This is a genomic window from Frankia sp. ACN1ag (genome assembly GCF_001414035.1).
Classification (GTDB): domain Bacteria; phylum Actinomycetota; class Actinomycetes; order Frankiales; family Frankiaceae; genus Frankia; species Frankia torreyi.
The window spans coordinates 99,761-120,696 of record NZ_LJPA01000004.1; the positions used below are offsets into that span (position 1 = coordinate 99,761).

Sequence of the window (20,936 nt, forward strand, 5' to 3'; positions counted from 1 at the left end):
NCCGGCGTCGCGTCGAGCCGTTCGACCATCATGTCGACGCAGCGGTGGAACTCGGCGCCGACACGGTCCATCTTGTTGACGAAGGCGATCCGCGGCACGTTGTACCGGTCGGCCTGCTTCCAGACCGTCTCGCTCTGCGGTTCGACACCGGCGACGGCGTCGAACACCGCCACGGCGCCGTCGAGGACGCGCAGCGACCGCTCGACCTCGACCGTGAAGTCGACGTGGCCGGGCGTGTCGATGATGTTGATGGTGTGGTCGCGCCAGATACAGGTGGTGGCCGCGGAGGTGATGGTGATCCCCCGCTCCTGCTCCTGCTCCATCCAGTCCATCGTCGCGCCACCCTCGTGAACCTCACCGATCTTGTAGTTCACACCGGTGTAGAAGAGGATGCGCTCNGTCGTGGTGGTCTTGCCCGCGTCGATATGGGCCATGATCCCGATGTTGCGGGTACTGGCCAGCGAGGAACGTACGTCAGATGGCATGTCGAGCTACCAGCGGTAGTGGGCGAAGGCCTTGTTGGACTCCGCCATCTTGTGGGTGTCCTCCCGGCGCTTCACGCTGGCGCCGAGGCCGTTGCTCGCGTCGATGAGCTCGTTCATCAGCCGCTCGGTCATCGTCTTCTCGCGACGAGCCCGGGAGTAGCCGACGATCCAGCGCAGAGCGAGAGTCGTGCTGCGGCCGGCGCGAACCTCGACCGGCACCTGGTAGGTGGCGCCACCGACCCGGCGGCTGCGCACCTCCAGGGTGGGCTTGACGTTGTCGAGCGCCCGCTTGAGCGTGACGACCGGGTCGTTGCCGGTCTTGTTCTTCGCGCCTTCCAGCGCGCCGTACACGATGCGCTCCGCGACCGACTTCTTGCCGCTCATCAGCACCTTGTTCACCAGCGCGGTCACCAGCGGCGACCCGTACACCGGGTCAACCACGACGGCGTGCTTGGGCGCGGGCCCCTTGCGCGGCATCAGCCCTTCTCCTTCTTCGCGCCGTAGCGGCTACGAGCCTGCTTGCGGTTACGGACGCCCTGCGTGTCGAGAGCGCCTCGGACGATCTTGTACCGAACGCCCGGAAGGTCCTTCACTCGACCGCCGCGAACCAGGACGATCGAGTGCTCCTGCAGGTTGTGGCCGACGCCGGGAATGTAGGCGGTGACCTCGATCCCGCTGTTCAGCCGGACACGCGCGACCTTGCGCAGCGCCGAGTTCGGCTTCTTGGGGGTGGTCGTGTAGACGCGGGTGCACACACCACGACGCTGAGGGCTCCCCTTGAGTGCCGGGGTCTTGGTCTTCTCGACCTTGTCCTGCCGGCCCTTGCGGACCAGCTGCTGGATCGTGGGCAACGCCGCTCCCGTTCCTGTGACGCCTCGTCGTACTGCCTTGGGCAACCAGACCGGTACGCCGGCCTACCTGCTTTCCTTGCGAACCGCACCAGGGCCACCGCGGTGACCTCGACCGGCTTCTCCGACCCACGCGGTCGGGCGTGTCGCGCCGTTTCGCCCGAAGAGGATCACAAATTCGATTGATCCAACTGCGGTGGACAGCGCGCCATCCCGCCCGGCCGCTTCGCGGAACCGAGCCCGACAGTCGCCGACGGACACCCAGGCGGTGACTTTACGTCAGCCTGCCAGGCACCACGGCGCCACATCGAAGTGCAAGACGCACGCCGGAGTCACGTGGACTCCGGCCACAGGAATCAACAGTACTCCACGGCCGCGTCACGTGTCGAACGGGGTATCGGCCGACGTCCGACGCAGACACCGCAGCCCCACAAGCCCGCGACCTCGGACGGCGGGCGCGGCCGTCGCGCGCGACACAGCACACCGGCGGCCCAGAAACTCGCAATCGACCAGAACCCGGTACAGCCCGGGCATCCCACCGACCCGCGTCGAACGGGCCCACCGGAGCCGACAATCCACTACCCGCATGGCGGGGCGGCCGGACTCCGGCATCAGCACCGAAGGCAGNGGGCCGGACACCGGAACCCGGGACCTCCGCGTCCCTGGTACCCCTCGGCCCTGGCACATCCATGGTTCTGGTGGATCCATGGCCGTAGTACATCCACGGTCCTGGTCCTGGCACGCTGTACGAGACAGCACGATACCGGCACCGGAGGTCCTCGAGGACATGTTTGACGCAGTTGGCTCGCCGCCGCCGCCGGCCGCCCCGCCCGCCCGGCCGACCCGGGCCGAGCTGCTCGCCGCCTACGACACCGCGGTCCCGGACCTCCTCGCCCCGCGGACCACCGTGCTGCTGTGCGGGATCAACCCGTCCCTGGAGTCCGGGGCGACCGGCTTCCACTTCGGCACGCCGAGCAACCGGCTGTGGCCGGTCCTGCACCTCGCCGGGTTCACCCCGCGCCGGCTGCACCCCAGCGAGACCGCAGAGCTGACCAGCCGCGGCATCAGCATCACCAACCTGGTCAACCGGTCCACCGCACGCGCCGACGAGATCAGCGACGACGAGGTGCGGGCCGGCGTCGCCCCGCTCACCGAGCTCGTCGAGCGGATCTCGCCGCGCTGGGTGGCCTTCCTCGGCCTGGCCGCCTACCGGGTCGGCTTCGGCCGGCGCCGTGCGCAGGTCGGTCGGCAGCCGGAGACCCTGGGCCCGGCGGGCGTCTGGCTGCTACCCAACCCCAGCGGTCTGAACGCCCACTACCAGCTGCCCGATCTGGTCCGGGTGTACGGCGAGCTGCGCGAGGCCGCCTACGCCGACCAGTGACGCCGGAGTCCCGGAGCCGTCGGTCCGACGCCGTCCTCGCGCCGCAACACGCACGCCGCGCCGACACCACGACCGGCCCGGTGACCTGGGAGCGGCCCCACCTGCCTCTTCCACGGGGACAGATCGGGCACCGAACCCTGTGGAAGAGACAGGAAGGCGCTCTCCCACGCATCCGCCCCCATCGCCCGAGCCGTCGCCCGTCTCCGTCACACCGCTGGACGTCACGGAATGTGACAAGCGGACGGGAAGGAACCCCTGCGGGGCTGCCCTAGCGTCGAGCGTCCTCGAGCAGGTCGGCGGGTAGCCGGTCGCCGACGGGGGCGAGGAAGTCGGCGTCGGGCGGCGCTTCGACCTCGATGCGCGCGCCGCCGGCCCAGGCGGCGTCGAAGGCGAGCCGCCAGGAATGCAGGAAGGTGCGGGTCGCCGGCGCCTTGTCGAACAGGGGGTCGCCGTCGATCGGATGGCCGATCCAGGCCAGGTGCACCCGGATCTGATGGCGCCGTCCGGTCCGCGGCGTCGCGGCGAGCAGGGTGTGCTCGCCGCCCTCCCGGAGTCGGGCGAACGTGGTGACCGAGGGATAGGTCCGTACGTGGCCGAAGACCGCCTCGGGCGGGACGGACCAGTGCCCCTCGTCCGCCCCCTCGGTGGACGCGAGCGGATGGCCGGACGCGGGCGCGTCGGCGGACCCGAACAGGGACGCGGTGATGTCGGCGCGGTTCGCGGCCACCCGGACCCGGCTCTTGCGGCCGACGCTGAGCGGCAGGTCGATGGTCCCCGTCGCGGGCAGGCCGCGGGTGCGGGTCAGGGCGAGGTAGCGCTTGTCGACCGTGCGCCGCTGGAACTGCCTGGTCAGGTCGCCGTGGAAGCGCAACTCCTTGGCGAACAGCACGATCCCGGACGTGACCTTGTCGATCCGGTGCACGGGGAACAGCTCTTCGCCGGCGTCGGCGGCGAGCCGCACAAGGTCGGTGTCGTGCCGCTCCCCCATGACCGAGATGCCGGCGGGCTTGTCGAGCGCGAGGACCGCCTCATCCTCGTGGATCGTGTGCAGGCGCCGGATAGCGGCCCAGTCCATCACCAGCCCCCACTCGTCGGTCAGCCATCGTCATCTCGGCCATCCCGGTCCGACTTCCTTGCCGTTCTGGGGGCCTCCGCGCCCGAAACGTCCCCCAGAACGGCAAGAAGCCATCGCTGGCGCGGGCGCGCGGGCGCGCGGGCCCGGCGTGGAGTCGGGCGTGGAACGCCGCCGGCCCGGTGTCCCCGGACAGGGGGCACCGGGCCGGCGGGATCGGCTCAGCGGTTCCGGGTCAGCGGAAGTCGCCCGAGCTGCGGTAGTCGAACTCGTCCAGCGGGACGGCCTGGCCGGAGCCGGTGCCGAACGCGCCGTACTCCACGCTGCCGCCGTCCTCGTACGCGCCGACGGAGTACATCGCGGCGCGCGCCTCCTCGGTCGGCTCGACCCGGATGTTGCGGTACCGGGAGATGCCGGTACCGGCCGGGATGAGCTTGCCGATGATGACGTTCTCCTTCAGGCCGACGAGCGAGTCCGACCGGGCGTTGATCGCCGCGTCGGTGAGCACTCGGGTCGTCTCCTGGAAGGAGGCCGCCGACAGCCACNACTCGGTGGCCAGCGACGCCTTGGTGATCCCCATCAGCACCGGGCGAGCCGAGGCCGGCTGGCCGCCGGACTCCACCACCCGGCNGTTCTCCGACTCGAACCGGGCCCGCTCACACAGCTCGCCGGGCAGCAGGTTGGTCTCGCCGGACTCCAGNACGTTCACCCGCTTGAGCATCTGGCGGATGATGATCTCGATGTGCTTGTCGTGGATCGACACACCCTGCGACCGGTACACCTCCTGGACCTGGTCGACCAGGTGGAGCTGGACCTGGCGCGGGCCGAGGATGCGCAGCACCTCGTGCGGGTCGACGGCACCGTCGACCACCTGGTTGCCGACCTCGATGCGGTCGCCCTCGCGGACCCGCAGGCGCGAGCGCCGCGAGACCGGGTAGGCGATCTCCTCGCTGCCGTCGTCCGGCACCACCACGACCTTGAAGGTCTTCTCGGTTTCCTCGATCTTCACGCGACCGGAGACCTCGGTGATGGGCGCCTTGCCCTTCGGGCTACGGGCCTCGAACAGCTCGACGACACGCGGCAGACCCTGGGTGATGTCATCGCCAGCGACACCACCGCTGTGGAAGGTACGCATCGTCAGCTGGGTGCCGGGCTCGCCGATGGACTGGGCGGCGACGATCCCGACGGCCTCGCCGACGTCGACCAGCTTGCCGGTGGCCAGCGAACGCCCGTAGCACTGGGCGCACACCCCCATCCGGGACTCGCAGGTCAGCGCCGAACGCACCCGGACCGACTCGATGCCGGCCTCGATGATCTGGCCGATCGCCACGTCCCCGGCGTCGGTGCCGGCGGGCACGATGATCTCGCCGTGCTCGTCGACGGCGTCGGAGGCCAGCGTCCGCGCGTACGCCGAGGTCTCGGCGTAGCGGTCGCGCACGAGCACGCCGTCCGCGCCGCGCCGGGCGATCCGGGTCAGGATGCCCCGCTCGGTGCCGCAGTCCTCCTCGCGGACGATGACGTCCTGGCTGACGTCGACGAGCCGGCGGGTCAGGTAGCCGGAGTCGGCGGTCCGCAGCGCGGTGTCGGCGAGACCCTTGCGGGCACCGTGGGTCGAGATGAAGTACTCGAGCACGGTGAGGCCCTCGCGGAAGTTCGCCTTGATCGGCCGCGGGATGATCTCACCCTTCGGGTTGGAGACCAGGCCACGCATGCCGGCGAGCTGCCGGATCTGCATCATGTTTCCGGCGGCTCCGGAGTTGACCAGCACGTAGACCGGGTTGGTCTGCGGGAAGTTCTTCTCCATCGCCTCGGCGATCTTGTTCGTCGCCTCGGTCCAGATCTGCACCAGCTCGCTGCGGCGCTCCTCGTCGGACAGGAAGCCGCGGTCGAACTGCTTCTGCACCCGGTCGGCGCGCTGCTCGTAGTCGTCGAGGATCTCGGCCTTGTTCGGCGGCGCGACGACGTCCTCGATCGCGACGGTGACCCCGGACCGGGTGGCCCAGTAGAAACCGGCGCTCTTCAGGGCGTCCAGGGTCGCCGCGACCTGGATCTTCGGGTACCGCTCGGCCAGGTCGTTGACGATCGCGGCCTGGGCCTTCTTGTTGAGCTGGGCGTTGATGAAGGGGTAGCCCTCCGGCAGCGCCTCGTTGAGCAGGCAGCGGCCGAACGTGGTCTCCAGGGTGAACACGTCCCCGGTGACCCAGTCGGCCGGCGGCACCCAGTCCGACGGCGGGGTGGTGTCGCGCAGCCGGACGCTGATCCGCGCCTGCAGCGCGATCTCCCGGGCGTCGAAGGCCATCTGCGCCTCGGCGACCGAGGAGAACGCCCGCCCCTCCCCGACGGCGCCCTCGGCCAGCGTCGACAGGTGGAACACGCCGGTCACCATGTCGAGGCTGGGCATCGCCAGCGGCCGGCCGGACGCCGGCGAGAGGATGTTGTTGCTCGACAGCATCAGGATCCGTGCCTCGGCCTGCGCCTCGGCGGACAGCGGCAGGTGCACCGCCATCTGGTCACCGTCGAAGTCGGCGTTGAAGGCCGTGCAGACCAGCGGGTGGATCTGGATGGCCTTGCCCTCGACGAGCTGCGGCTCGAAGGCCTGGATGCCGAGGCGGTGCAGGGTCGGCGCCCGGTTGAGCAGCACCGGGTGCTCGGTGATGACCTCCTCGAGCACGTCCCAGACGACCGGGCGGGCCCGCTCCACCATCCGCTTCGCCGACTTGATGTTCTGCGCGTGGTTGAGGTCCACCAGGCGCTTCATCACGAACGGCTTGAACAGCTCCAGCGCCATCTGCTTGGGCAGACCGCACTGGTGCAGCTTGAGCTGCGGACCGACGACGATGACCGACCGGCCGGAGTAGTCGACCCGCTTGCCGAGCAGGTTCTGGCGGAACCGGCCCTGCTTGCCCTTGAGCATGTCGGACAACGACTTCAGCGGGCGGTTACCCGGGCCGGTGACCGGCCGGCCGCGGCGGCCGTTGTCGAACAGTGCGTCGACGGCCTCCTGCAGCATCCGCTTCTCGTTGTTGACGATGATCTCGGGCGCGCCGAGGTCGAGCAGCCGCTTGAGCCGGTTGTTCCGGTTGATCACCCGGCGGTACAGGTCGTTGAGGTCGGACGTGGCGAACCGGCCGCCGTCGAGCTGCACCATCGGCCGCAGGTCCGGCGGGATCACCGGGACGCAGTCGAGCACCATCCCCATCGGGGAGTTGCGGGTGTTCAGGAACGCCGAGACGACCTTGAGCCGCTTGAGCGCGCGGGCCTTCTTCTGCCCCTTGCCGCTGCGGATGGTCTCGCGCAGCGACTCCGCCTCCGCGGCCAGGTCGAAGTCGGCGAGCCGGCGCTGCAGCGCCTCGGCGCCCATGCCGCCGTCGAAGTACTGGCCGAACCGGTCGCGCAGCTCGCGGTAGAGCAGCTCGTCCGGCTCCAGGTCCTGGACCTTCATGTTCTTGAAGCGGTCGAAGACCCGGTCCAGATCATCGATCTTGCGCTGCGCGCGGTCACGGATCTGGCGCATCTCGCGCTCGGCCGACTCGCGGACCTTGCGCCGCGCGTCGCCCTTGGCACCCTCGGCCTCGAGCTGCGCGAGGTCGGTTTCGAGCCGCTTCTGCCGGGTCTCGACGTCGGCGTTCTTCTTGTCCTCGAGCTGCTGCTTCTCGACGCCCATGCGGGCCTCGAGGGTGGGCAGGTCGCGGTGGCGCGCCTCGGCGTCGACCTTGGTGATCATGTAGGCGGCGAAGTAGATGACCTTCTCGAGGTCCTTCGGCGCCAGGTCCAGCAGGTAGCCGAGCCGGCTCGGGACACCCTTGAAGTACCAGATGTGGGTGACCGGGGCGGCCAGCTCGATGTGCCCCATGCGCTCACGGCGCACCTTGGCGCGGGTGACCTCGACGCCACAGCGCTCGCAGATGATGCCCTTGAACCGGACCCGCTTGTACTTGCCGCAGTAGCACTCCCAGTCCCGGGTCGGACCGAAGATCTTCTCGCAGAAGAGCCCGTCCTTCTCCGGCTTCAGGGTGCGGTAGTTGATCGTCTCCGGCTTCTTGACCTCACCGTGCGACCACTGACGGATGTCGTCCGCGGTGGCAAGACCGATGCGCAGTTCGTCGAAGAAGTTGACGTCCAGCAAGACTGTCGCCTGCTCTCTCTTTCTCGGTCGGGACGCTGGAGTCGGATGGACCGCCGGGGGTCCGCCGCCGCCTCACGGCGGGCGGATCGGGCCCCCGGCGCCCGCTCAGACCTCCTCGACGCTGCTCGGCTCCCGCCGGGACAGGTCGATCCCGAGTTCCTCCGCCGCACGGAAGACGTCCTCGTCGGTGTCACGCATCTCGATCTGCACACCGTCGCTGGAGAGGACCTCGACGTTGAGGCACAGCGACTGCATCTCCTTGATGAGCACCTTGAACGACTCCGGGATGCCGGGCTCCGGAATGTTCTCGCCCTTGACGATCGCCTCGTAGACCTTGACTCGGCCCACGACGTCGTCGGACTTGATGGTCAGCAGCTCCTGCAGGGCGTAGGCGGCGCCGTACGCCTCCAGCGCCCACACCTCCATCTCGCCGAACCGCTGGCCACCGAACTGCGCCTTACCACCCAGGGGCTGCTGGGTGATCATCGAGTAGGGACCGGTCGACCGAGCGTGGATCTTGTCGTCGACCAGGTGAAGCAGCTTGAGGATGTAGATGTAGCCGACCGCCACCGGGTAGGGGTACGGCTCGCCGGTGCGGCCGTCGAACAGCGTGGCCTTGCCGGAGGAGCCGATGAGCTGGACCCCGTCCCGGTTCGGGAGGGTGGAGTCGAGCAGACCGGTGATCTCCTCCTCGCGGGCGCCGTCGAAGACCGGCGTGGCCACGTTGGTCCCGGGGGTGGACGAGTCCGCCCCGATCCCGCGCAGCCGCTCCTTCCAGTCCTCGGTGCCGGCGTCCACCTGCCAGCCGGTCTTGGCCACCCACCCGAGGTGGGTCTCCAGGATCTGGCCGATGTTCATCCGGCGGGGGACGCCGTGCGGGTTGAGCACGATGTCCACCGGCGTGCCGTCCTCGAGGAACGGCATGTCCTCCTGCGGGAGGATCTTGGCGATGACGCCCTTGTTGCCGTGCCGGCCGGCGAGCTTGTCGCCGTCGGTGATCTTCCGCTTCTGGGCGACGTAGACCCGGACCAGCTCGTTGACGCCGGGCGGCAGCTCGTCGCCGTCCTCGCGGGAGAACACCCGCACGCCGATGACCTTGCCGGACTCGCCGTGCGGCACCTTCAGCGAGGTGTCGCGGACCTCCCGGGCCTTCTCCCCGAAGATCGCCCGCAGCAGCCGCTCCTCGGGGGTCAGCTCGGTCTCGCCCTTCGGGGTGACCTTGCCGACCAGGACGTCACCGGGCGAGACCTCGGCGCCGATCCGGATGATCCCGCGCTCGTCGAGGTCGGCGAGGACCTCCTCGGCGACGTTGGGGATGTCGCGGGTGATCTCCTCCGGGCCGAGCTTGGTGTCCCGGGCGTCGACCTCGTGCTCCTCGATGTGGATCGAGGACAGCACGTCGTCCTGCACGAGGCGCTGCGACAGGATGATCGCGTCCTCGTAGTTGTGCCCCTCCCACGGCATGAAGGCGACCAGCAGGTTCTTGCCGAGCGCCATCTCGCCGTTGTCGGTGCACGGGCCGTCCGCGATGACCTGGCCGGCCTCGACCCGGTCCCCCTCGAACACGATCGGCTTCTGGTTGATGCAGGTGCCCTGGTTCGACCGGCGGAACTTCGCCAGCCGGTAGGTACGCCGGGTGCCGTCGTCGTGCATGACGGTGATGTAGTCCGCCGAGAGGTCCTCGACGACGCCGGCCTGGACGCAGACGACCACGTCGCCGGCGTCCTTGGCCGCGCGGGCCTCCATCCCGGTGCCGACCAGCGGCGCCTCGGAACGCAGCAGTGGCACCGACTGGCGCTGCATGTTGGAGCCCATGAGCGCGCGGTTGGCGTCGTCGTGCTCGAGGAACGGGATCATGGCCGTGGCCACGGACACCATCTGCCGCGGCGAGACGTCCATGTAGTCGACCTCGTCCGGCGGGATGAACTCGACCTCACCGCCCTTGCGGCGGACCAGCACGCGGNCCTCGGCGAACGTGCCGTCGGGGCTCAGCGGCGTGTTGGCCTGCGCCTTGACGTGCCGGTCCTCCTCGTCCGCGGTGAGGTAGTCGATCTGGTCGGTGACCCGGCCGTTGACGACCTTGCGGTACGGCGTCTCGACGAAGCCGAACGGGTTGACCCGCGCGAACGTCGACAGCGAGCCGATGAGGCCGATGTTCGGGCCTTCCGGCGTCTCGATCGGGCACATCCGGCCGTAGTGGCTGGGGTGCACGTCGCGGACCTCGAAGCCGGCCCGCTCCCGGGACAGACCACCGGGACCCAGCGCCGACAGGCGGCGCTTGTGGGTCAGGCCGGCCAGCGGGTTGGTCTGGTCCATGAACTGCGACAACTGGCTGGTGCCGAAGAACTCCTTGATGGAGGCGACGACCGGCCGGATGTTGATCAGGGTCTGCGGCGTGATCGCCTCGACGTCCTGGGTGGTCATCCGCTCGCGGACGACCCGCTCCATCCGGGCGAGCCCCAGCCGGACCTGGTTCTGGATCAGCTCACCGACCGTGCGCAGCCGCCGGTTGCCGAAGTGGTCGATGTCGTCGACCTCGTACTCGGCCGGGTCGGCGCCCGCGTGCAACTTGACGACGTACTCGATCGTGCGCACGATGTCATCCTCAGTGAGGACGCCGACGTCGTGGGCGATCTCCAGAGTGAGCTTCTTGTTCACCTTGTAGCGGCCGACCTTCGCCAGGTCGTAGCGCTTGGGGTTGAAGAAGAGGTTCTCGAGCAGGGTCTGCGCCGACTCCCGCGTCGGCGGCTCGCCCGGGCGCAGCTTGCGGTAGATGTCCAGCAGCGCGTCGTCCTGGCTGGCCGTGTGGTCCTTCTCCAGGGTGATGCGCATCGACGGGAAGTCGCCGAACCGCTCCAGGATGCGCGCCTCGTCCCAGCCCAGCGCCTTGAGCAGGACCGTCACCGACTGACGGCGCTTGCGGTCGATCCGAACCCCGACGGTGTCCCGCTTGTCGATCTCGAACTCGAGCCAGGNCCCGCGCGACGGGATCACCTTGCAGGAGTACAGGTCCTTGTCCGACGCCTTGTCCAGGCTGCGTTCGAAGTACACCCCCGGCGACCGGACGAGCTGGCTGACCACCACACGCTCGGTCCCGTTGATGACGAAGGTGCCCTTGGGGGTCATGAGCGGGAAGTCGCCCATGAAGACCGTCTGGCTCTTGATCTCACCGGTGGTGTTGTTGGTGAACTCGGCCGTGACGAACAGCGGGGCCGAGAAGGTCATGTCCTTGTCCTTGCACTCCTCCACGGAGTACTTGGGCGGCTCGAACCGGTGGTCCCGGAAGGACAGGGACATGGAGCCGGAGAAGTCCTCGATCGGGGAGATCTCCTCGAAGACCTCCTCCAGACCTGAGGTGATCGGAACATCGTCCCGGCCCGAGTCGATGGCCTCCTGAACCCGCTCCGCCCAGGCGTCACTACCGATCAGCCAATCGAAGGACTGCGTCTGAAGAGCAAGGAGATCCGGGACCTCGAGGGGCTCGATGATCTTAGCGAACGAGATGCGGGAGGAAGAGCGCGAGGCGGCCAAGGTGGTCCTTCCGGGTGGCCTGATCGTCGGGCTGGCGTCGCGGACGTCAAGGATCCGTCGGGGGGGTGGTCAGGTGATCAGTGTCTCGCTACGGTTGTCGGGAACAGCGACGGGGGGTGCCCCGTCGGTGAGAGGATGACCGCGAGGCGCATCGGTGCGGCGGTGCCGGGTGTTCCGGCGGCCGGTCGCGCGGCCGGAGTCGGCCCTCGTCCCGCAGCAAGTCCGCCGATCCGGCGTCCGTCGGTCCGCAGAACCGCAAAAATCCGTCGCGGCAGGCGTTCGGCTGACTGCGGGCACGCCAAAGCGCCGTCGCGGCGCAAGCGCGCGGCAACGCCGGTGTCCGCTGAGAACAACGGGTCGGTGCACGGGCAAAGGTCTGCTCAGAGTCCTCGGTGTGGCTGCCATACAGCCGTGCCACGCACCAGCACGGCCAGCGCGCCTTCACGTCGAACCGGAACCCACCGCGTGCGCGGCCCCGACACCATGGTCGAGACCGCCCGGCGGCGCGTACCGGACCCCCACAGAGAGCCCGACCTCACCGGAGAACCGGTGTCGGCGGAGCCGATGCGACGAAAAGGGCAGCGCAAACTAGCAGTGTAGCCGAAGGGCACACCGCTGGCAAGGGCGTGCGTGGCAGGACCACGCGGGGGGAACGTAGAGCACCGCATCTGCTTCCCGACGAGCGTTCGCGACATGATGGAACTCCGATCTACAGGGGCCGTCAACCCCCTTCGGAAAACGTCACGAACGACCCGACCTGCTCATCCGCTTACGTTGCAGCGTGTCTCGGCGATTCGCCAGGCACAGACGCCGCGTGCCGGGACACCTCGGAGGTGCCCCGGCACGCGGGATGCGCCACGGCCGCGTCGAGCGGCCGCACCGGCCCGCGGCGGCGCGGAAACGCCGCCCGGGCCGGGCCCGAAAGACGGGCGGTGTTACTTGACGGTGACCGACGCGCCAGCGCCCTCGAGGGCCGCCTTGGCCTTCTCCGCGGCCTCCTTGGCGACCTTCTCCAGGACGGGCTTGGGCGCCCCGTCGACGAGGTCCTTGGCCTCCTTCAGCCCGAGGCTGGTCAGCGCCCGGACCTCCTTGATGACCTGGATCTTCTTGTCACCCACGGACTCGAGGATGACGTCGAACTCGTCCTGCTCCTCGGCGGCCGGAGCCTCGCCGCCCGCGCCGCCGGCGGCCGGCGCCGCAGCCACGGCGACGGGCGCCGCGGCGGTCACGCCGAAGGTCTCCTCGAACTGCTTCACGAACTCCGAGAGCTCCAGCAGGGTCAGTTCCTTGAACGCGTCGAGCAGCTCTTCGGTCGACAGCTTCGCCATGATGGCGTTTCCTTCCTCGTCATGCCGATGATCTCGGCCGGCCGGGTGGGCGACCGGTGATCGGGGTGGCTCGTGGGTGGTGCCGGCTGGGCGCGGTGGCCCAGCCGGCGCGGGTGCTCCGCGGGCGGCGGCCGCCGGACCGGCGACCGTCATCCCGCGGCGCGCAGGCTTACTCCGCGGGGGCCTCGGCGGCCTCGGCGGCGGGCGTCTCGGCGGCGGACTGGCTCGCCCGCTGCTCGCGCAGCGCCTCGGCCAGCCGGGCGACCTGCGACAGCGGGGCGGCGAACAGGCCGACCGCGCCGGACAGTGAACCCTTCATCGCGCCGGCGAGCTTCGCCAGCAGGATCTCGCGGGACTCCAGATCCGCAAGCTTGCGGATCTCGTCGGCCGTCATCGCCTTGCCCTCGACGACGCCGCCCTTGACCACGAGGGCCGGGTTGGCACGGGCGAAGTCGCGCAGGCCCTTGGCCGCCTCGACCGGGTCGCCGGTGACGAAGGCGACGGCGGTCGGGCCGACGAACAGATCGTCGAGCCCGGTGACGCCGGCCTGCTCGGCCGCGATCTTGGTCAGCGTGTTCTTGACCACCGCGTAACGTGCGCCCTCGCCGAGGGTGCGCCGCAGCTCGGTGAGCTGGCTCACCGTCAGACCGCGGTACTCCGTGAGGACCGCGGCGGTCGCGCCACGGAACTCCTCGGCGATCTCCGCCACCGCGGCGGTCTTCTCAGGTTTCGCCATGGGGCTCCTTCGGGGTGTCGGCCGGCCATCCGTTCAACCCCGGGAGACGACAAACGCCCCGGCGCAGGCGCACGGGGCGTGAAGAGCGACATCGGGCGGGGAGGACGGCGCACCTGCGCCGACCGCCTCGGAACTGCCGCGGTCCTTTGCATCCGTCACCTGCGCGGGCCGCCCGGGGAAGTCGGGCCTTCGGCCGTCGCTATGTCCGGGCGGGATCTCCCCCACCTGGGCGACGACGGCGACCAGCGGTCTTCGGCGTAAAACGTGTTCGTACGAAGTGTACGCGATGATCCCGCGTACACGTTCACCGGCCTNCCCGGCCTACCCGCCTTACCTTGCCTTTCCAGAGGGACGAAACGGACACGGAGACCTCTGGAAAGGCAAGAAGGCAAGAACGCCGAACATCAGGCGCAGGCGCAGGCGCGTGGCCCGAGGCCCCGCGACGGCGACCTCAGGCGGGGACGCCCTCTTCGAGCAGGTTGCGGGTGCGGTTCGGGTCGACCGGGATGCCCGGGCCCATGGTGGTGGCGAAGGTGACCTTCTTCAGGTAACGACCCTTCGCCGCCGAGGGCTTCACCCGGACGATCTCGTCCAGGGCGGCCGTGTAGTTCTCGATGAGCTGGGCGTCGGTGAAGTTCGTCTTCCCGATGACGATGTGCAGGTTGCCCTGCTTGTCGACCCGGAAGTTGATCTTTCCGCCCTTGATGTCGGCGACGGCCTTGCCGATGTCCAGCGTCACGGTGCCGGTCTTCGGGTTCGGCATCAGCCCGCGAGGGCCGAGGATGCGGGCGATCCGCCCGACCTTGGCCATCTGGTCCGGCGTCGCCACCGTCGCGTCGAAGTCCAGGAAGCCCTCCTGGATGCGGGCGACCAGGTCGTCGCTGCCGACGATGTCGGCGCCGGCGGCGGTGGCCTCGGCGGCCTTCTCACCGGCGGCGAAGACGGCGACGCGCGGCGACTTGCCGGTGCCGTGCGGCAGGTTGACGGTGCCGCGGACCATCTGGTCGGCCTTGCGCGGGTCGACCCCGAGGCGGATCGCGACCTCGACGGTCGCGTCGTACTTCGTGGTCGAGGTCTCCTGGGCGAGCCGGACGGCATCCAGCGGGCTGTAGAGGTTCTCGGGGTTGATCTTTTCGGCGGCGGCCCGGTAGGCCTTGCTGCGCTTCATGCTGTCTCCTCGTGGTGCCGGCGGACGGTCGGCCAGGCTCGCCACGGCGCGGATCTCGTCCGGGCCGCGGAGGCTGGCACCGACCGCCCTCCCACGGCGTCGGTTCGGTGTGGCGGGTACGGAAGGCTAGTCGCCGACCGTGATCCCCATCGAGCGGGCAGTCCCCGCAATGATCTTCTCGGCCGCCTCGATCGTCGTGGCGTTGAGGTCGGGAAGCTTGGTCTGGGCGATCTCGCGCACCTGGGCCGGGGTCAGCTTGGCGACCTTGTCCCGGTGCGGGGTCCCGCTGCCCTTCTCCACGCCCGCGGCCTTGAGGATGAGCCGCGCGGCCGGCGGGGTCTTCGTGACGAAGGTGAACGACCGGTCCTCGTACACGGTGATCTCGACCGGCACGACGTTGCCGGCCTGCGACTCCGTCGCCGCGTTGTACTGCTTGCAGAACTCCATGATGTTCACGCCGTGCTGGCCCAGCGCGGGGCCGACCGGCGGCGCCGGCGTGGCCTTGCCGGCGTTGATCTGGAGCTTGATGATCGCGGTGATCTTCNTCTTCTTGGGCGGCATGTGCTCGTCTTCCTACCGGAGTTCCACGGACCGAATCAGATCTTCGCGACCTGATTGAACTGCAGCTCGACGGGCGTCTCCCGACCGAAGATCGAGACCAGCACCTTCAACCGCTGGGCGTCGAGGTTGATCTCGCTGATGGTCGCCGGAAGCGTGGCAAAGGGGCCGTCCATGACGGTGACCGACTCCCCGACCTCGAACTCCTGGACCCGGACGGTCTCGACCTTCTTCTCCTTCGGCGCCGCCGGGGCGAGGATGGACAGGACTTCCTCGCGCCGCAGCGGTGAGGGCCGGTTGGTGAGCCCCACGAACCCGGTCACACCCGGCGTGTTACGGACCGCGGACCAGGACTGGTCCGTCAGGTCCATCCGGACGTAGATGTAACCCGGGTACTTCTTCTGCTGGACCAACTGCCTCTTGCCGTTCTTGACCACCGGGACCTCCTCGGTGGGCACCTCGATCTGGAAGATGTAATCCTCCATGTTGAGGCTGGAGATACGGGTCTCGAGGTTGGTCTTGACCTTGTTCTCGTAGCCCGCGTACGAGTGCACGACGTACCACTCGCCCGGCGCGTCCTCGATGGCGCGACGCAGGTCGTCGTCATCGTCATCGGTGTCGTCGGCGGCGGCGACCGGCGCGGCGCTCGCGGGCTCGGCGGCCGCGGCGGGTTCGGAGCCCGCGTCGGTCACGGAACCGGCCTCGTCGGCCTCGGCCTCGGTGCTGGGGGTGGCCTCGGCACTCGACTCGTCGGCGTCGTCGGAGTCGGCGTGGGGGTCGTCGAGCTCGGCGCCGGCGTCCGTACTCGCCACCTCGTCGTGCTCGAACGCCGCAAGGAGATCGAGACGGGCGAGGGCCTCCCCCTGCTCGGAGGAGGCGTGCTCGGGCGACTGGGACACGCGGACGTTCCTTCTTTCGTGGACGCTTCTGCTGCTGTGGACTCCGCGGAGCGGGCGCTGCGCGGGCGTGGTGCCGGACGGGCGGCAGCCGACCGGCCGGCGTACCGGCATCGATCACCCGCCCGGACCCGTCCGTCCGTACTGCCCGACCCCGCCGACTGGCGGGCCCGTCAGCCGAAGATCGCGAGGACCGCCTTCGTGAGCCCGAAGTCGAGACTAGCCACGAAGGCTGTCATCACGCTGACGAACACGAGCACGACCAGCACGTAGGTGATCAGCTCGCTTCGGCCGGGGTAGACGACCTTCCGGAGCTCCGCCATGACCTCGCGGATGAACTGAACCGGCCGATACCGACGCCGACCCGCGGTACGCGTGGCCCGCCTGGGACGCGGTGCCGCGTCACGGGTATCGGTCGCCACTCAACTCCACCCAACTCCGTCGCCGAACCAGCCAACCGTCGAACAGCGCAGGGGCGACAGGACTCGAACCTGCAACCGCCGGTTTTGGAGACCGGTGCTCTACCAATTGAGCCACGCCCCTTGGACACGCCCGGATCCCCGCCACCGCATCGAACCCACACGCTGCGCTTCTGCACCATAGCGCACAGTCCAGCCTGTGAGCCGGTTACCGGAATGGGTACCCGAGCGGATCGAGCATACCCCTTCATCGCCCCGACTCCGCCACGGACCGTCCGCGGGCGCCGCCGGGCACCGTCCCCAGGACCCACGGAGCACCCTCCGGACACCGTCCGCAGGACCCTCGGAGCACCATCCGCAGGACCCGCGCGGCAACGTCCGCAGGACCCACGGCGCGCCGTCCATGGGACCCGCGGGACGGGGCCAACCGGCCACCCCGGANCCGGTCCGCACGGACGCCGGATCCCGGCCGCCTGCGCACGACGCCCATCCGGACGCCATGGCAGCATGGCACTATGAGCAGGATCTCAAGCCGCATCGGCGGCATCGCCCCATCCGCGACGCTGGCCGTCGACGCCACCGCGAAGGCGATGCGCGCCGCGGGCCAGGACGTGGTCGGCTTCGGCGCCGGCGAGCCGGACTTCCCAACTCCGGACCACATCGTCGCCGCCGCGGAGAAGGCTTGCCGCGAACCCCGCATGCACCGCTACACCCCGGCGGGCGGACTGCCGGAGCTGCGGCAGGCCATCGCCGAGAAGACGGCCCGGGACTCCGGTGTCACCGTCTCCGCGGGCCAGGTGCTGGTGACCAACGGCGGCAAGCAGGCCGTCTACGAGGCCTTCGCGACGCTGCTCGACCCCGGTGACGAGGTGCTGTTGCCCGCGCCGTACTGGACGACCTACCCCGAGTCGATCCGCCTCGCCGGTGGTGTGCCGGTCGACGTCGTCACCGGGCCGGAGGCCGGCTACCGGGTGACCGTCGAGCAGCTCGAGGCGGCCCGCACCGAACGCACCAAGATTCTGCTGTTCAACTCGCCGTCGAACCCGACCGGCGCCGTGCACACGCCGGAGGAGGTCCGCGAGATCGGTCGCTGGGCCGAGCAGGCCGGCATCTGGGTGCTCGCCGACGAGATCTACGAGCATCTCGTCTACGGCGAGGCGCGGTTCGCCTCGATCCTGGCGCAGGTGCCGGAGCTCGCCGAGCGCTGCGTCATCGTCAACGGCGTCGCGAAGACCTACGCGATGACGGGCTGGCGGGTCGGCTGGCTGATCGGGCCGACGGACGTCGTCGCCGCGGCGGCGAACCTGCAGTCGCACGCGACCTCGAACGTCGCCAACGTCTCCCAGGCCGCGGCGCTCGCCGCCGTCGCCGGGCCCCTCGACGCCGTCGCCACGATGCGCACCGCCTTCGATCGCCGCCGGCTGACGATGCACCGCATGCTCACCGAGACCCCGGGAGTGAGCTGCCCGCTGCCCGAGGGCGCGTTCTACTGCTACCCCTCGCTGCAGGGCGTGCTCGGCCGCAGCCTTCGCGGCCGGACGCCCACGACCAGCGCCGAGCTGTGCCAGCTCATCCTGGAGGAGGCCGGGGTCGCCATCGTCCCCGGTGAGGCGTTCGGCACCCCGGGCTTCGCCCGGCTGTCCTACGCGCTCAGCGATGAGGACCTGGTCAAGGGCGTCAGCCGGCTGTCCGCCCTGCTCAGCGAGGCCGCCTGAGCGACCCGGGCCTGACGGCTCAGCTCAGTCGGACGGTGGCGCGCGCGGCCATCAGCACCTTCTCGCCGCGACACCGGGTGGTGAGGTTCACGACCACCCGGTTGTCGTCGAGCTTCTTCTCCACGACACCGCGCACCGACACCGAGGCGCCCTCGTCGTCGTCCGGGACCACCACCGGCGCGGAGAACTTCACGCCGACCTCGAGGACGGCACCCGGGTCCCCGGCCCAGTCCGTGACGAGCCGGGTGGCGGTCGCCATCGTCAGCATCCCGTGCGCGAGCACGCCGGGCAGGCCCGCGTCCGCGGCGGCCCGCTCGCTCCAGTGGATGGGGTTGAAGTCCCCGGATGCTCCCGCGTAGCGGACGAGATCGACCCGCCGCAGCGGGAACAGCCGCTCCGGCAGCTCGGTGCCGACCTCGACGTCGTCATAGCCGACGGTCGCCGTCATCGTTGTTCTCCCCAGGGTGAGGCACTCCCGACGGGCTTCGGGGGTGCGGCCGGACCGGCGGCCCGGTTCTCACCGGGCGCCATGGGACGCGCGCTCATGCCCGCGGCGGTGCCGTGCCGCGGGAGACCAGGGTGCACGTGCCGACCGCGACCTCCTCGCCACTCGTGGTGTCGTAACGGTAGGTGGTGACGAGCACCTCGTTGCGGCCCACCGCGCGGATGCTGGTCAGCGTCGAGGTGGTGATCAGCTCGTCGCCCGCCACCACCGGCCGGCGCAGGGCGAAGCGCTGCTCACCGTGCACGACCAGGGCGTAGTCCAGCCCGAGCGCTGGATCGTCGGTGGGGAGCCCCAGGGCCCCGGGGATCGCGGTGATCAGGAACGTCGGCGGCGCGACGAGATCGGGGTGGCCGGCGGCCTTGGCCGCCTCCACGTCGTGGTAGAGCGGGTTGTCGTCCCCGATCGCCTGGGCGAACTGCCGGATCTGCTCGCGTCCGACCTGGAAGGGAACGGGCGAGACGAAACTGCGTCCCACGAAGTCCTGGTTCAGCGGCATCAAGGCTCCGATCTCGGCGTCCGCGGCAGGCCCGGATGCCGTGGCGCACCTGGCCGCAGCGCGTCGGTGGACGGGCCGGACGGACTGCGTCGTGAAGTATCCCACCACGAACCTGATGAGCCGACCCATCGACGGAGGGGTCGATGTGTCCTAGGTATTCGATGTGTTCTAGGTATCACGCCGGCGCCCCAGGCATCACGCCGCCATCCCGGGCCCGCGACCAGGGCCGACGCAGGTGGGGCGAGCCGACACGCAAACAACCGGCCAGGGAGCTCCCTGGCCGGTTGTGATCCTGCGGTGTCTCGCGGAACCCCAACACGCGTCCGGCGGACGGCGGCGTGGCCGACACGGCGACGCCGGGCATCGTCAGCGGGTCTCGCGGTGCTCCGTGTGCTTGCCGCAGTTCGGGCAGAACTTCTTCAGCTCGAGGCGGTCCGGGTCGTTGCGCCGGTTCTTGCGGGTGATGTAGTTCCGGTGCTTACACACCTGGCACGCCATCGTGATCTTCGGGCGGACGTCAGTGGCGGCCACGGCGTGATGCCTCTTCCTGAGTCGAGTGCTGAACTGATCGGGCGACGCGGCAGGCCGCGAGCCCCTACAAGGGCTACGGCGCGCCGCTCCCCGATAGTAGCGGTGGCCGGACTTGAACCGGCGACACAGCGATTATGAGCCGCTTGCTCTGCCAGACTGAGCTACACCGCCAGGATGGTCCCCAGGATGCCCGGAGACACGACCACTAGCCTACCCGGGAGAACCGGCGGAACCGCCCATCCCGGACACGAACCTGCCCGAGGACCGGAACGTGGAGCCCCTTTACGGAATCGAACCGTAGACCTTCTCCTTACCATGGAGACGCTCTGCCGACTGAGCTAAAGGGGCGCGAGGTCGCGGTGCTCAGATTACACGACGCCGAGCGTGGTTGGGGAGGCACCCCCGTCCGCTTCGTCCCCGATCATGGCAGCGCCGCTCGGACCGGCCAGTCGGCGGCGACCACACGCCACCGGATGCGCGGAACATCCCCATCGCCAGCCTTGCCCCCTGGCACGCCGGCACGCCCGACCCGGCAGCCATTCCGACCGGAAGATGCGCAGATTGTCGACGGGAGCAACTGTCCGTAGCGAATAACTCGGGCCCCCCAACCTTCGATAGCTGTATGTAATTCCTTGAATGCTTAGCGTGTGGCTCACCCGTTGGTGCGCCCCGCCTGGCGCGGCCAACCGGCTCACGAGCCTCCCCGACCGTCGCCTCCCAAGCATCCGAGGGTTGCCCATGCGTTCCACGCATCGTCCTGGCCGGTATCCGACGACCCGCGGCACCGACGGCGACGCCGGCCCGGTCGGCATCCCGATCCGGCCCGGCACCCCGTTGCCGCCCGGCACGGTGTTCCCTCGACCCGACCGACTCGCGTCGGTGGCCGCCCAGGCCTCTGCCCACGTGCCGCCCCCCGCACCGAACCCGAGATCGATCCGCTCATCGGACCCCGTCCCGCTCCGCCGGGTGGACGCCGACTCCGTCCCCCGCCATCGGGGCTGGCCGGGCCGGCCGGGCCGGCCGGCGCTCGCGATCCCGCTGCCCCGGCAACTGCTCAGCATCGCCGCGCTCACCGCCGCCACGCTGACCATGTCCGGCACCGCCGGCGTGGCCCAGGGGGCGGCCCCTTCGCCGCTGTGGN

General features: G+C 69.8%; 16 protein-coding genes, 3 tRNA genes and 7 pseudogenes. 3 read left to right on the forward strand and 23 right to left on the reverse strand.

The annotated features are described in order from the left end of the window. Window position 1: 1 nt before the first annotated feature. The 3 genes and pseudogenes from UK82_RS35645 to rpsL all read right to left on the reverse strand — a co-directional run. Window positions 2–398, reverse strand: a pseudogene (locus UK82_RS35645) (GTP-binding protein); the annotation flags it as partial. Between the two features lie 93 nt (window positions 399–491). Beyond that, complete coding sequence (gene rpsG / locus UK82_RS04450) at window positions 492–962, reverse strand: 30S ribosomal protein S7 (protein WP_044884199.1); 471 nt, start codon at window positions 960–962, stop codon at window positions 492–494. Next, window positions 962–1,336 carry a 30S ribosomal protein S12 gene (gene rpsL, locus UK82_RS04455; RefSeq protein WP_009740532.1) on the reverse strand — a complete coding sequence of 125 codons (375 nt, stop codon included), beginning with the start codon at window positions 1,334–1,336 and terminating at the stop codon, window positions 962–964. Before rpsL ends, rpsG begins: the two co-directional genes overlap by 1 nt. A 784-nt stretch (window positions 1,337–2,120) precedes the next feature. On the opposite strand from rpsL, the gene mug reads away from it, so the two are divergent. Next, window positions 2,121–2,714 (forward strand): G/U mismatch-specific DNA glycosylase, encoded by a 594-nt coding sequence (mug, locus tag UK82_RS04460; RefSeq protein ID WP_044884198.1) that lies wholly within the window; start codon window positions 2,121–2,123, stop codon window positions 2,712–2,714. A gap of 268 nt (window positions 2,715–2,982) precedes the next feature. On the opposite strand, the gene UK82_RS04465 is transcribed toward mug, so the two are convergent. The 15 genes and pseudogenes from UK82_RS04465 to UK82_RS04510 all read right to left on the reverse strand — a co-directional run bounded on the left by UK82_RS04465 (window position 2,983) and on the right by UK82_RS04510 (window position 16,672). After that, complete coding sequence (locus UK82_RS04465; protein ID WP_044884197.1) at window positions 2,983–3,789, reverse strand: RluA family pseudouridine synthase; 807 nt, start codon at window positions 3,787–3,789, stop codon at window positions 2,983–2,985. A gap of 232 nt (window positions 3,790–4,021) precedes the next feature. Continuing rightward, on the reverse strand, window positions 4,022–4,331 hold a 310-nt coding region (locus UK82_RS35650), incomplete at its 5' end, for a hypothetical protein (protein ID WP_236705500.1). A gap of 1 nt (window position 4,332) precedes the next feature. Further along, window positions 4,333–4,416: pseudogene (locus tag UK82_RS35655) on the reverse strand (hypothetical protein); the annotation flags it as partial. A 1-nt stretch (window position 4,417) separates the two neighbouring features. Next, a pseudogene (locus UK82_RS35660) lies at window positions 4,418–4,486 on the reverse strand (hypothetical protein); the annotation flags it as partial. Window position 4,487: 1 nt separating this feature from the next. Further along, window positions 4,488–7,912, reverse strand: a pseudogene (locus UK82_RS04470) (DNA-directed RNA polymerase subunit beta'); the annotation flags it as partial. A 105-nt stretch (window positions 7,913–8,017) separates the two neighbouring features. Next, window positions 8,018–9,875: DNA-directed RNA polymerase subunit beta (locus UK82_RS35665; RefSeq protein WP_236705501.1), on the reverse strand; the 1,858-nt coding region annotated here is incomplete at its 5' end. 1 nt (window position 9,876) lies between these two features. After that, window positions 9,877–10,887: pseudogene (locus UK82_RS35670) on the reverse strand (DNA-directed RNA polymerase subunit beta); the annotation flags it as partial. Between the two features lies 1 nt (window position 10,888). After that, window positions 10,889–11,443 (reverse strand): annotated as a pseudogene (locus tag UK82_RS35675) (DNA-directed RNA polymerase subunit beta); the annotation flags it as partial. Between the two features lie 935 nt (window positions 11,444–12,378). Beyond that, entirely contained in the window at window positions 12,379–12,771 is a 393-nt protein-coding gene (gene rplL, locus UK82_RS04480) for a 50S ribosomal protein L7/L12 (RefSeq protein WP_044884297.1), read from the reverse strand. 169 nt (window positions 12,772–12,940) lie between these two features. After that, window positions 12,941–13,507 carry a 50S ribosomal protein L10 gene (gene rplJ / locus UK82_RS04485; RefSeq protein ID WP_055406431.1) on the reverse strand — a complete coding sequence of 189 codons (567 nt, stop codon included), beginning with the start codon at window positions 13,505–13,507 and terminating at the stop codon, window positions 12,941–12,943. A 451-nt stretch (window positions 13,508–13,958) separates the two neighbouring features. Further along, window positions 13,959–14,675, reverse strand: a complete 717-nt coding sequence (rplA, locus tag UK82_RS04490) for a 50S ribosomal protein L1 (protein ID WP_044884194.1) — start codon at window positions 14,673–14,675, stop codon at window positions 13,959–13,961. Window positions 14,676–14,801: 126 nt separating this feature from the next. After that, window positions 14,802–15,219 (reverse strand): 50S ribosomal protein L11 (gene rplK / locus UK82_RS04495; protein WP_236705502.1); only part of this gene is annotated, 418 nt, incomplete at its 5' end. A 52-nt stretch (window positions 15,220–15,271) separates the two neighbouring features. Then, on the reverse strand, window positions 15,272–16,132 hold the full coding sequence (gene nusG / locus UK82_RS04500; RefSeq protein WP_055406435.1) for a transcription termination/antitermination protein NusG: 861 nt from the start codon (window positions 16,130–16,132) through the stop codon (window positions 15,272–15,274). Between the two features lie 170 nt (window positions 16,133–16,302). Next, window positions 16,303–16,551, reverse strand: a complete 249-nt coding sequence (secE, locus tag UK82_RS41340) for a preprotein translocase subunit SecE (RefSeq protein ID WP_035921129.1) — start codon at window positions 16,549–16,551, stop codon at window positions 16,303–16,305. A 48-nt stretch (window positions 16,552–16,599) separates the two neighbouring features. Continuing rightward, a tRNA-Trp gene (locus UK82_RS04510) sits at window positions 16,600–16,672 on the reverse strand. A 391-nt stretch (window positions 16,673–17,063) separates the two neighbouring features. Here UK82_RS04510 and UK82_RS04515 point away from each other — a divergent pair. Then, the gene (locus UK82_RS04515) at window positions 17,064–18,263 is read left to right on the forward strand and encodes a pyridoxal phosphate-dependent aminotransferase (protein WP_055406437.1); all 1,200 of its coding nucleotides are present in this window, start codon (window positions 17,064–17,066) and stop codon (window positions 18,261–18,263) included. Window positions 18,264–18,282: 19 nt separating this feature from the next. Here UK82_RS04515 and UK82_RS04520 read toward each other — a convergent pair whose 3' ends face one another. From UK82_RS04520 to UK82_RS04540, 5 genes are all read right to left on the reverse strand, one after another. After that, entirely contained in the window at window positions 18,283–18,711 is a 429-nt protein-coding gene (locus UK82_RS04520) for a MaoC/PaaZ C-terminal domain-containing protein (RefSeq protein WP_044884192.1), read from the reverse strand. 94 nt (window positions 18,712–18,805) lie between these two features. Next, window positions 18,806–19,264 carry a MaoC family dehydratase N-terminal domain-containing protein gene (locus UK82_RS04525; RefSeq protein WP_044884295.1) on the reverse strand — a complete coding sequence of 153 codons (459 nt, stop codon included), beginning with the start codon at window positions 19,262–19,264 and terminating at the stop codon, window positions 18,806–18,808. Window positions 19,265–19,630: 366 nt separating this feature from the next. After that, the gene (gene rpmG / locus UK82_RS04530; RefSeq protein WP_070131962.1) at window positions 19,631–19,762 is read right to left on the reverse strand and encodes a 50S ribosomal protein L33; all 132 of its coding nucleotides are present in this window, start codon (window positions 19,760–19,762) and stop codon (window positions 19,631–19,633) included. Window positions 19,763–19,892: 130 nt separating this feature from the next. Beyond that, window positions 19,893–19,966 (reverse strand) — tRNA-Met (locus tag UK82_RS04535). Window positions 19,967–20,067: 101 nt separating this feature from the next. Next, window positions 20,068–20,143, reverse strand: a tRNA-Thr gene (locus tag UK82_RS04540). A 390-nt stretch (window positions 20,144–20,533) separates the two neighbouring features. On the opposite strand from UK82_RS04540, the pseudogene UK82_RS35685 reads away from it, so the two are divergent. After that, window positions 20,534–20,935: pseudogene (locus UK82_RS35685) on the forward strand (glycoside hydrolase); the annotation flags it as partial. Between the last annotated feature and the right edge of the window lies 1 nt (window position 20,936).

Bases quoted from the DNA above. Each gene is read 5' to 3' on its own strand.
- rplL (WP_044884297.1), bottom strand. From the start codon at position 12,771: ATGGCGAAGCTGTCGACCGAAGAGCTGCTCGACGCGTTCAAGGAACTG.
- UK82_RS04515 (WP_055406437.1), top strand. From the start codon at position 17,064: ATGAGCAGGATCTCAAGCCGCATCGGCGGCATCGCCCCATCCGCGACG.
- mug (WP_044884198.1), top strand. From the start codon at position 2,121: ATGTTTGACGCAGTTGGCTCGCCGCCGCCGCCGGCCGCCCCGCCCGCC.
- UK82_RS04465 (WP_044884197.1), bottom strand. From the start codon at position 3,789: ATGGACTGGGCCGCTATCCGGCGCCTGCACACGATCCACGAGGATGAG.
- rplA (WP_044884194.1), bottom strand. From the start codon at position 14,675: ATGAAGCGCAGCAAGGCCTACCGGGCCGCCGCCGAAAAGATCAACCCC.
- rpmG (WP_070131962.1), bottom strand. From the start codon at position 19,762: ATGGCGTGCCAGGTGTGTAAGCACCGGAACTACATCACCCGCAAGAAC.
- UK82_RS04525 (WP_044884295.1), bottom strand. From the start codon at position 19,264: ATGCCGCTGAACCAGGACTTCGTGGGACGCAGTTTCGTCTCGCCCGTT.
- rpsG (WP_044884199.1), bottom strand. From the start codon at position 962: ATGCCGCGCAAGGGGCCCGCGCCCAAGCACGCCGTCGTGGTTGACCCG.
- rplJ (WP_055406431.1), bottom strand. From the start codon at position 13,507: ATGGCGAAACCTGAGAAGACCGCCGCGGTGGCGGAGATCGCCGAGGAG.
- UK82_RS04520 (WP_044884192.1), bottom strand. From the start codon at position 18,711: ATGACGGCGACCGTCGGCTATGACGACGTCGAGGTCGGCACCGAGCTG.